The organism is Rhodococcus sp. 14C212 (assembly GCF_011058195.1).
Lineage (GTDB): Bacteria > Actinomycetota > Actinomycetes > Mycobacteriales > Mycobacteriaceae > Rhodococcus > Rhodococcus aetherivorans.
Window position 1 is genome coordinate 26,800 of sequence record NZ_JAALEH010000054.1, and the last position, 9,341, is coordinate 36,140.

A 9,341-nucleotide genomic window follows, 5' to 3' on the forward strand; every position below is an offset into this window, starting at 1 on the left:
CGTGCCGGCGCCGACGTGGGTCGTCGGAAGTGGCGGACTGCTCGGCTCGTGGGTGACCCGTGAGCTGCGTCGCCGCGGCGTCCCGGTGGCGACGAGCGTGGTGCCCTGGGAGGAGCCGGAGCAGGCCCGCAACGTGCTGCTGGCCGACGCGGACCGGTTCGTCCGCGCCACCGGTGGTGGGTCGTGGCGGGTCGCGTGGTGTGCCGGGGCCGGGGTGAACGGCACGACGTCGGAAGCATTCGCGGCCGAGAACGCTCTGCTGCGCGACGTGCTCGACGGACTGGCGCACGCAGCCGGCGGCAGCGCCGAGAACGGGACGGTGTTCCACGCCTCGTCGGCAGGCGGCGTGTACGCGGCCGCGCCGGGCGCCCCGCACTCCGAATTCAGTCCCACGGCCCCGCTCGGTCTGTACGGACAGGCCAAGCTGGCCGCCGAGGCCGTCGTCACCGACTTCGCCGGCGAGACGGGCGCGACCGCGGTGATCGGCCGCTTCGCGAACCTGTACGGCCCGGGGCAGAATCTCGCCAAGCCGCAGGGCCTCGTCTCCCACCTGTGCCGCGGCTATCTCACCGGGACGCCGGTCTCGATCTACGTCTCGATGGACACCCTGCGGGACTACCTGTACATCTCCGACGCGGCAGAGATGGTTGCCGACGCCCTGGCGCGGGCGGAAGCCGAACCCGGCCGGGTGAGCACCAAGATCTTCGCGTCCGGCCGGTCGGTGACGATCGGCGCGATCCTCGGCGCGTGCCGGACCGTCTTCCGCCGCCGCCCCAACGTCGTGCTGGCGTCCTCCCCGCTCGCGTCGGTGCAAGGGCGGGACCTGCGGTTACGGTCGCTGGTGTGGACCGAGCTGGACCGCCGCAGCCATCGGCCCCTTCCGGCCGGTATCGCCGCCACGCTGGAAGCGACCCGGCGCACGATGGGTCATTCGGATCGGCCGAGTGTCCGTTCCCCGGAGCGGGCGTAGGCCTGCTCGGTGGCGTCCTTCTGCGGTCGCCACCAGTGCTCGTGGGTGCGGTACCAGTCGACGGTCGCGGCCAGGCCCTCGCGGAAGTCCCGGTAGCGCGGTGCCCAGCCGAGTTCGGTGCGCAGGCGGGTGGCGTCGATCGCGTAGCGCAGGTCGTGGCCCGGCCGGTCGGTGACGAAATCGAAGTCGCCCCGGTCCTTGCCGCACAACTCGAGGACGGTCTCGACGACGGTACGGTTGTTCGTCTCGCCGTCCGCCCCGATCAGGTAGGTCTGGCCGATCTCGCCCTTGTCGATGATCGTCCACACCGCCCGGTTGTGGTCGTCGACGTGGATCCAGTCCCGCACGTTCGCCCCGGTGCCGTACAGCCTGGGCCGGACGCCGTCGAGGACGTTGGTGATCTGCCGCGGGATGAACTTCTCCACGTGCTGATACGGGCCGTAGTTGTTCGAGCAGTTCGAGATCGTCGCCGCCACCCCGAACGAGCGCACCCAGGCCCGCACCAGCAGGTCCGAGCCGGCCTTGGTCGAGGAGTACGGGCTCGACGGGTTGTAGGCGGTGGCCTCGGTGAACCGGGCCGGATCGTCGAGCTCGAGGTCGCCGTACACCTCGTCGGTGGAGATGTGGTGATACCGCACCGCATGCCGGCGCACCGCCTCGAGCAGGGTGAACGTGCCGATCAGGTTGGTCTGCACGAACGGCGACGGATCGGCCAGGGAATTGTCGTTGTGCGACTCGGCGGCGAAGTGCACCACCAGATCCGACTCGGCGACGAGTGCGTCGACCAGGTCCGCGTCGGCGACGTCGCCGTGGACGAAGCGGATCTTCTCGGCGATCGGGTCGAGGGAGGCCAGGTTGCCGGCGTAGGTGAGCTTGTCGAGCACCGTCACCCGCGCCTCGGGGCGCTCGGCGACGGTCCGATGGACGAAGTTCGCACCGATGAAACCGGCACCGCCGGTGACGAGCAGCCGCATGCGGCAACCCTACCGGCGGTGCGTTCGCTGGTCCGCGTCCGCCCCGGATGGGAGACTGCCCCTCATGCGCGGAATCATTCTCGCCGGCGGCACCGGGTCCCGCCTGCACCCGATCACCCTGGGAGTGAGCAAGCAGCTCGTACCGGTCTACGACAAGCCGATGATCTACTACCCGCTCTCGACGCTCATGCTCGCCGGAATCCGCGACATCCTGATCATCACCACGCCCGAGGATGCTCCCCAGTTCCGGCGGCTGCTCGGCGACGGGTCGCGCTACGGGGTGAACCTGACCTACCGGGTGCAGCCGGAACCGAACGGCCTCGCCCAGGCGTTCGTCCTCGGCGCCGAACACATCGGCAGCGGCAGCGTCGCCCTGGTCCTCGGCGACAACATCTTCTACGGCCCCCGGCTGGGCACCCAGCTCACCCGGTTCGCCGACCTCGACGGCGGCGCGGTGTTCGCCTACCGCGTCTCCGACCCCAGCGCCTACGGGGTGATCGAGTTCGCCTCCGACGGCCGGGCCCTCTCGCTCGAGGAGAAACCCGCCACCCCCAAGTCGAACTTCGCGGTGCCCGGACTGTACTTCTACGACAACGACGTCCTCGCCATCGCCCGCGACCTGCGCCCGTCGGACCGCGGCGAATACGAGATCACCGACATCAACCGCGCCTACCTCGAGGCCGGCCGGCTCCAGGTCGAGGTCCTGCCGCGCGGCACCGCCTGGCTCGACACCGGCACCTTCGACTCCCTGCTCGACGCCGGCAACTACGTCCGTACCATCGAACAACGCCAGGGCCTGAAGATCGGCGCCCCCGAGGAGGTCGCGTGGCGGCGCGGCTTCATCACCGACGACGACCTGCGCGCCCTGGCCGCGCCGCTGGTCAAATCCGGCTACGGCAGCTACCTGCTCGACCTGCTCGACCGGGAAGGACACCGACGGTGCACTACCGCGAACTGAAGATCCCCGGCGCCTACGAGATCACCCCCCGCCAGTTCGGCGACGACCGCGGCGTGTTCTACGAATGGTTCAAACAACCCACCTTCACCGACGCCGCCGGCCGCGCCCTCGACCTGGCCCAGGCCAACTGCTCGGTCTCCGCCGCCGGGGTGCTGCGCGGCATCCACTACGCCGACGTCCCGCCCGGGCAGGCCAAGTACGTCACCTGCGTCGCCGGCGCTGTGCTCGACGTCGCCGTCGACCTGCGCGTCGGCTCCCCCACCTTCGGACAGTGGGACGCGGTCCTGCTCGACGACGTCGACCGCCGCGCGATCTACCTGACCGAGGGCCTCGGCCACGCCTTCTGCTCCCTCACCGACGGCTCCACCGTCGTCTACCTCTGCTCGACCACCTACAACCCCGACCGCGAACACGAGATCGACCCCCTCGACCCGCAGATCGGCATCGACTGGCCCACCACCGGCCGCGACGGCACACCCCTGCACTACGAACTCTCCGCCAAGGACAAGGCCGCACCGTCGCTGGCCGACGCCGTCGCCGCCGGGTCGCTGCCGCGGTACCTCGGGTGAGCGCGCAGCCGGTGTCCTCGCCCGATCCCGTCACCGAACCCGCCGGCGCACCCGGCGGGATGTCGGGGGCGCCGGGCCCGCTCATGCGCCTGTTCAAGAACCAGGCCGTGGCGTTCCTGCTGGTGGGGGCCTTCAACACCGCGCTGGGCACCGCATGGTTCATCGTGTGGCAGCTCGCCGTCGGCGACACCCTCGGCTACCACTTCGCGATCGTGGCGGGCTACGCCTCCAACGTGCTGTGCGCCTTCTCCACCTACCGCTACCTCGCGTTCCGCGTGCGCGGTCATTTCCTGCGTGACCTGTGGCGGTTCGTGACCGTCAACCTGAGCGCGTTCCTGCTGAACCTCGCGCTCATGACGCTGGCGGTGTCCGTCTTCGGATTCCCCCCGATCCCCGCGCAGATCGTGATCACCGCCGTGACCGCGACGGCGAGTTTCTTCGGCTACCGGGACTTCTCCTTCCGCCGCGCCAAGCACGACTGAACGACCCGAGCGAACGGACCATTCCGTCGGACCACGGAGATGAGCGATACATTCGCTCGCCCCCCACGGTCCGCCCGGTCAGCGCAGGCGGAAGATCACGGCACGCTGCACCACGAAGTTGATGACGGTGGCCGTGCCCTGCGCGACGACGAACGCGAGCGGCACGCGCCACCACTCGGCGGGCAACGCGTCGTACAGCACGTAGTTGATGCCGACCTGCACGGCGTAGGTGACGGCGTACAGGATCACCACCGCGACGAACCGGGCCCGGCTCGGTTCCGCCTTGAAGGTCCAGCGCCGGTTGATCAGGTACGCGGTGGTGGTGCCGGCGACGAACGACAGCGACTTCGCGACGTTGACGTGCAGCCCCACGGCGAGCAGCAGCACGTAGAGACCGAAGTCCACGATCGCGGACAGCCCGCCGGTGAGGACGAACCGCACGATCTGCGTCTTCAGGTCGAGCGCCTCGTCGGCCGTGCTGTCGGTGAGGGGGATCTCCACCGGCAGGGGGGCGTGGTGCTCCGGTGGCGTCTGCCAGTGCGGGTGCTGCGGGTGCTCGGACACGGCGACAGCCTATGCGAGCGGCGCGAGCGCCCTCGCTCCGCGACGGAGCGCACCGGGACGGTTCCGGCAATCCGGACGCCGGGGCGGGGACGTCGCCACCGACACACTCTCGCTGCTGCGACCGGCGGGTAACCTGTACGGCGATGTCCACGACAGCTGCAGAGCAGGCCGCCGCGCCGCTCCCCACCCAGACCCGCACTCTGACCGGCTGGGGGCGCACCGCCCCGACCACCGCGGAGGTGCTGTCCACTCCCGACGTCGAGGTGATCGCGCAGGCGGTCGCCCGGGTCGCGGAGCAGAACGAGTCCAAGCCGTCGCATCTGCGCCGCGGTGTCATCGCCCGCGGCCTCGGCCGCTCGTACGGTGACCCGGCGCAGAACGCGGGCGGGCTCGTCGTCGACATGACGGCGCTGGACCGGATCCACACGATCGACCGTGAATCGCGTCTGGTCACCGTCGATGCCGGCGCCAACCTGGACCAGTTGATGCGCGCGGCGCTGCCGTTCGGCCTGTGGGTGCCGGTGCTGCCGGGCACCCGGCAGGTGACCGTGGGCGGCGCCATCGGCGCAGACATCCACGGCAAGAACCACCACAGCGCCGGCAGCTTCGGCAACCACGTCCGGTCGATGGACCTGCTCACGGCCGACGGTCAGGTGCGCACCCTCACTCCGAACGGGCGCAACGCCAAGTTGTTCTGGGCGACGGTCGGCGGCATGGGCCTGACCGGCATCATCCTGCGCGCCACGATCGAGATGACGCCCACCGAGACGGCGTACTTCATCGCCGACGGCGACGTCACCAGCACCCTCGACGAGACGATCGCGCTGCACAGCGACGGCAGCGAGGCGAACTACGACTACTCGAGCGCCTGGTTCGACGCGGTCGCGCCGCTGCCGAAGCTCGGCCGCGCGGCGGTCTCCCGCGGTTCGCTCGCGAAGCTCGACCAGCTGCCGAAGAAGCTGCAGAAGAACCCGCTGAAGTTCGACGCGCCGACGCTGCTGACGTTCCCGGACATCTTCCCGAACGGCCTGGCCAACAAGTACACCTTCAGCGCCGTCGGCGAGCTGTGGTACCGCAAGTCCGGCACCTACCGCGGCAAGGTCCAGAATCTGACGCAGTTCTACCACCCGCTCGACATGTTCGGTGAGTGGAACCGCGCCTACGGCTCGAACGGCTTCCTGCAGTACCAGTTCGTCGTGCCCACGGAGGCCGTCGAGGAGTTCAAGAGGATCATCGTCGACATCCAGAAGTCGGGGCACTACTCGTTCCTCAACGTGTTCAAGCTGTTCGGCCCGGGCAACAAGGCGCCGCTCAGCTTCCCGATCCCGGGATGGAACATCTGCGTCGACTTCCCCATCAAGGCGGGCCTGAACGAGTTCGTCCGCGAACTCGACCGCCGCGTCCTCGAGTTCGGCGGCCGCCTCTACACCGCCAAGGACTCGCGCACCTCCGCCGAGACGTTCCACGCGATGTACCCGCGCATCGGCGAATGGATCAAGATCCGCCGCTCGGTCGATCCCACCAACGTGTTCGCCTCCGATATGTCCAGAAGGTTGGAACTGCACTGATGATCAACGCCGTCGGCAACCCCCAGACCCTGCTGCTCCTCGGTGGCACGTCCGAGATCGGCCTCGCCATCGTCGAGGAGTACCTGCGCAGGGCGCCGGCCCGCGTGATCCTCGCCGCGCTGCCGAACGACCCGCTGCGCGACGACGCCGTCGCGCAGGTGACGGCCGCCGGGGCCACCAAGGTCGACCTGATCGACTTCGACGCCCTCGACACCGGCAGCCACCCGAAGGTGATCGACCGAGCCTGGAGGGACGGGGATGTCGACGTCGCGATCGTCGCGTTCGGACTGCTCGGCGATGCCGAGGAGCTGTGGCAGAACCAGGCCAAGGCCGTGCAGATCGCCGAGATCAACTACACCGCGGCCGTGTCCGTCGGCGTGCTCGTCGGCGAGAAGATGAAGGCTCAGGGCTATGGCCGCATCATCGCCATGTCCTCCGCCGCGGGTGAGCGGGTGCGCCGCTCCAACTTCGTGTACGGCTCCACCAAGGCCGGTCTCGACGGCTTCTACCTCGGGCTCGGTGAGGCGCTGCGCGAGTACGGCCCCCGCGTCCTGGTGATCCGGCCCGGGCAGGTCCGCACCCGCATGTCCGCCGGGGTGAAGGAAGCCCCGCTGACGGTCGACAAGGAGGACGTCGCCAAGCTCGCCGTCTCCGCGTCCGGGAAGGGCAAGGAGCTCGTGTGGGCTCCGGGCGCCTTCCGCTACGTGATGATGGTGCTGCGGCACGTCCCGCGCGCGATCTTCCGAAAGCTGCCGATCTAGGCTGCGGGGGTGTCCGACCCAGCCGTACTCTCCCCCGACGTGGCCCCCTTCCGGCGTGCGCTCCGCACCGCCGGCGAGGGGGCCGCTGCGGTTCTCGTCGCCGCGATCGTCGCCGCCGCCGGCCTGTTCGCGTTCGCGCGCGTGCAGTGGCCCGCCTTCAACTCGTCGAACGTCACGCAGGCCGTCACGACCGTGCTGCAGGTGGGTGCGCTCGCCGTGCTCGCCGTCGCCGTCGCGCTGCACCGGCGGCGACGGTGGACGCCGTTCGCGCGGGTGCTGTCGTGGGCCGGCCTGTCGGGCCTGGTCACCGTCACCCTCGGGATGCCGCTGGCCGCGACGAAGCTCTATCTGCACGGCATCTCCGTCGACCAGGAGTTCCGCACCGAGTACCTGACGCGGCTCACCGACTCCCCGGCCCTGCGGGACATGACGTACGCGGACCTGCCGCCGTTCTATCCCGCCGGCTGGTTCTGGGTGGGCGGCCGCTTCGCGAACCTGCTCGGCATGGACGGCTGGGAGGCGTTCAAGCCGTGGTCGATCGTGTCGCTGGCCGTCGCCGCCGTCGTCGCGCTCGTGTTGTGGACCGCGCTGGTGCGGGTCGACCTGGCCGTGCTGGTCGCCACCGCGACCACCGCCGTCGTCCTCGCCTACGGCTCTCCCGAACCGTACGGCGCGTTCGTCGCGCTGCTGATCGCACCTGCCCTCGTCCTGGCATGGGGGGCGCTGTCGCGCCCGGTGCGTCCTTTGGGCGGCTGGGGCAGCCCAAAGGACACACCGGGCGGCGGAGCCGTCGTCGGGACCGGGCTCTTCCTGGGCTTGGCCGCGACGTTCTATTCCCTCTATCTCGGGATCGCGGCGTTCGCGGTGACGGTGATGGCCGTCGTCGCCGCGGTGCTGGCGCGACGCGCGGCGGGCACCTGGCGGGCCGCCGTCCCCGTGCTGATACGGCTGGCTGTGATCGCGGGGATCGCCGTCGTCGTCGCGCTGATCGTGTGGGCGCCGTTCCTGCTCGAGGTGCTGCGGGGCGGGTCCACCGCCGGATCCGGCACCGCGACGCACTATCTGCCCGAGACCGGGGCCCGGCTGCCGCTGCCGATGTTCCACGGTTCGCTGATCGGGCTGCTGTGCCTGCTCGGCACGGTGTGGCTGGTCGGGCGGGCCACGTCGTCGCGGCGCGCGCAGGCCCTCGGGCTCGGCGTCGTCTCCGTGTACCTGTGGTACCTGGCGTCGATGGCGCTGACCGCGCTGGGCAACACCCTGCTCGCCTTCCGTCTCGAGGTGATCCTGCTGGTGCTGCTCGCGGCCGCCGGCACGTTCGCATTCGTCGACTTCACCCGGTGGATCGTGCTGGCCACCAGCGAGAACCAGCGGGTGCGGTGGTCCCTGATCGCGGTCGGCGCGCTGGGCGCGGTCGCGTTCACCCAGAACATCCCGCAGGTCCTCGCCGGCGAGATCACCGTGGCCTACACCGACACCGACGGCAACGGTGAACGCGCCGACCAGCGTCCGCCCGGCGCGGGCGCCTACTACGCCGAGCTGGACGAGGCGATCACCGCGGCGCTGGACCGGCCCCGCGACGAGATCGTCGTCCTCACCGCCGACACCACCTTCCTCGCTTACTACCCCTACCTCGGATTCCAGGCGCTGACGTCGCACTACGCGAACCCGTTGGCGGACTTCGAGGCTCGCGCCGTCGCGATCGAGGACTGGGCGTCGCTCGAGACGGCCGACGAGCTGCTCGCGGCGTGGGACGAGTCGCCGTGGCGGGGCCCCGACGCGATCGTGTTCCGGCAGGGCGCCGAGGGCTACACGCTCCGGCTCGCCGAGGACGTGTACCCCAACGACCCCAATGTGCGCCGCTACACGGTGACGTACCCGAAATCGCTGTTCGACGATCCGCGCTTCACGATCTCGGAGATCGGGCCGTTCGTCGTCGTCACCCGCACCGGATAGCGCGGTCGTCCGCGAACCCGACGGTGTTCGCGGACGACCGGCAGCGGTTGCGAGAGGGCTCAGGCGCGGCGCAGCGGCATCACCGACCGCACCACCGGATCGCGCAGGTACAGCCCGGCCCACACGACGACGCCGACGTAGATCGGGAAGAGGATGGTGCTGAAGAGCGGCATCTCGTTCAACATGTTCGTCGCCACGGCGCCGCCGAGATACCCGGTCAGCAGCACCGCCCCGAGGATCGACGTGACCGGAACCAGGTAGAGCACCAGGCACACGAGCAGGACGACGCCGATGACGTAGTTGAGATCCGGGTCGAAGCCCAGATCGATCATCGCCTCCCGGGCCTGGTCGACATTGAGGATGTGGATCGCGACGTCGAACAGCAGGAACAGCACGACGAGGCCGGTGAGCACGAGGCCGGCGATGCGGAACTTCCGGTCGGTGGTGCGCTCGGTGGGGTGGGTGGTGGTCGAGATCATGACGGGCTCCTGGGGTCGCGGGGTGGTCTCGCTACGGACTGACCGGCCGGCCCGGGAAAACTC

At 70.0% G+C, this 9,341-nt stretch carries 10 protein-coding genes; 7 read left to right on the top strand and 3 right to left on the bottom strand.

Annotation, left to right across the window (positions count from 1 at the left end; genetic code table 11):
- The first annotated feature begins 1 nt into the window (after window position 1).
- A complete protein-coding gene (locus G6038_RS20535) occupies window positions 2–970 on the top strand; it encodes an NAD(P)-dependent oxidoreductase (protein WP_165039624.1) in 969 nt (322 codons plus the stop codon).
- On the opposite strand, the gene rfbB is transcribed toward G6038_RS20535, so the two are convergent.
- Window positions 928–1,944, bottom strand: coding sequence for a dTDP-glucose 4,6-dehydratase (gene rfbB / locus G6038_RS20540; protein WP_165039625.1), 1,017 nt, complete (start codon window positions 1,942–1,944; stop codon window positions 928–930). The two genes, G6038_RS20535 and rfbB, sit on opposite strands and share 43 nt — an antisense overlap.
- Window positions 1,945–2,008: 64 nt before the next feature.
- Between rfbB and rfbA the strand changes: the two genes are divergently transcribed.
- From rfbA to G6038_RS20555, 3 genes are read left to right on the top strand one after another with little or no spacing between them, the layout of a single operon-like run.
- The gene (gene rfbA, locus G6038_RS20545) at window positions 2,009–2,902 is read left to right on the top strand and encodes a glucose-1-phosphate thymidylyltransferase RfbA (RefSeq protein WP_165039626.1); all 894 of its coding nucleotides are present in this window, start codon (window positions 2,009–2,011) and stop codon (window positions 2,900–2,902) included.
- A complete protein-coding gene (rfbC, locus tag G6038_RS20550) occupies window positions 2,884–3,471 on the top strand; it encodes a dTDP-4-dehydrorhamnose 3,5-epimerase (protein ID WP_165039627.1) in 588 nt (195 codons plus the stop codon). Before rfbA ends, rfbC begins: the two co-directional genes overlap by 19 nt.
- Window positions 3,468–3,953 carry a GtrA family protein gene (locus G6038_RS20555; RefSeq protein ID WP_165039628.1) on the top strand — a complete coding sequence of 162 codons (486 nt, stop codon included), beginning with the start codon at window positions 3,468–3,470 and terminating at the stop codon, window positions 3,951–3,953. Before rfbC ends, G6038_RS20555 begins: the two co-directional genes overlap by 4 nt.
- A 78-nt stretch (window positions 3,954–4,031) precedes the next feature.
- On the opposite strand, the gene G6038_RS20560 is transcribed toward G6038_RS20555, so the two are convergent.
- Window positions 4,032–4,454: a GtrA family protein gene (locus tag G6038_RS20560; protein ID WP_165039635.1), complete on the bottom strand. Its 423-nt coding sequence runs from the start codon at window positions 4,452–4,454 to the stop codon at window positions 4,032–4,034.
- Window positions 4,455–4,660: 206 nt separating this feature from the next.
- Between G6038_RS20560 and G6038_RS20565 the strand changes: the two genes are divergently transcribed.
- Genes G6038_RS20565 through G6038_RS20575 form a run of 3 tightly spaced genes read left to right on the top strand, consistent with a single transcriptional unit; the run spans window position 4,661 to window position 8,799 of the window.
- The gene (locus G6038_RS20565) at window positions 4,661–6,085 is read left to right on the top strand and encodes an FAD-binding oxidoreductase (RefSeq protein ID WP_165039629.1); all 1,425 of its coding nucleotides are present in this window, start codon (window positions 4,661–4,663) and stop codon (window positions 6,083–6,085) included.
- Entirely contained in the window at window positions 6,085–6,846 is a 762-nt protein-coding gene (locus tag G6038_RS20570; protein ID WP_165039630.1) for a decaprenylphospho-beta-D-erythro-pentofuranosid-2-ulose 2-reductase, read from the top strand. Before G6038_RS20565 ends, G6038_RS20570 begins: the two co-directional genes overlap by 1 nt.
- Before the next feature lie 39 nt (window positions 6,847–6,885).
- Window positions 6,886–8,799 carry a galactan 5-O-arabinofuranosyltransferase gene (locus G6038_RS20575; protein WP_165039636.1) on the top strand — a complete coding sequence of 638 codons (1,914 nt, stop codon included), beginning with the start codon at window positions 6,886–6,888 and terminating at the stop codon, window positions 8,797–8,799.
- A 59-nt stretch (window positions 8,800–8,858) separates the two neighbouring features.
- Here the strand turns inward: G6038_RS20575 and G6038_RS20580 are convergent, their stop codons facing one another.
- A complete protein-coding gene (locus G6038_RS20580) occupies window positions 8,859–9,278 on the bottom strand; it encodes a DoxX family protein (RefSeq protein WP_165039631.1) in 420 nt (139 codons plus the stop codon).
- Window positions 9,279–9,341 lie beyond the last annotated feature (63 nt).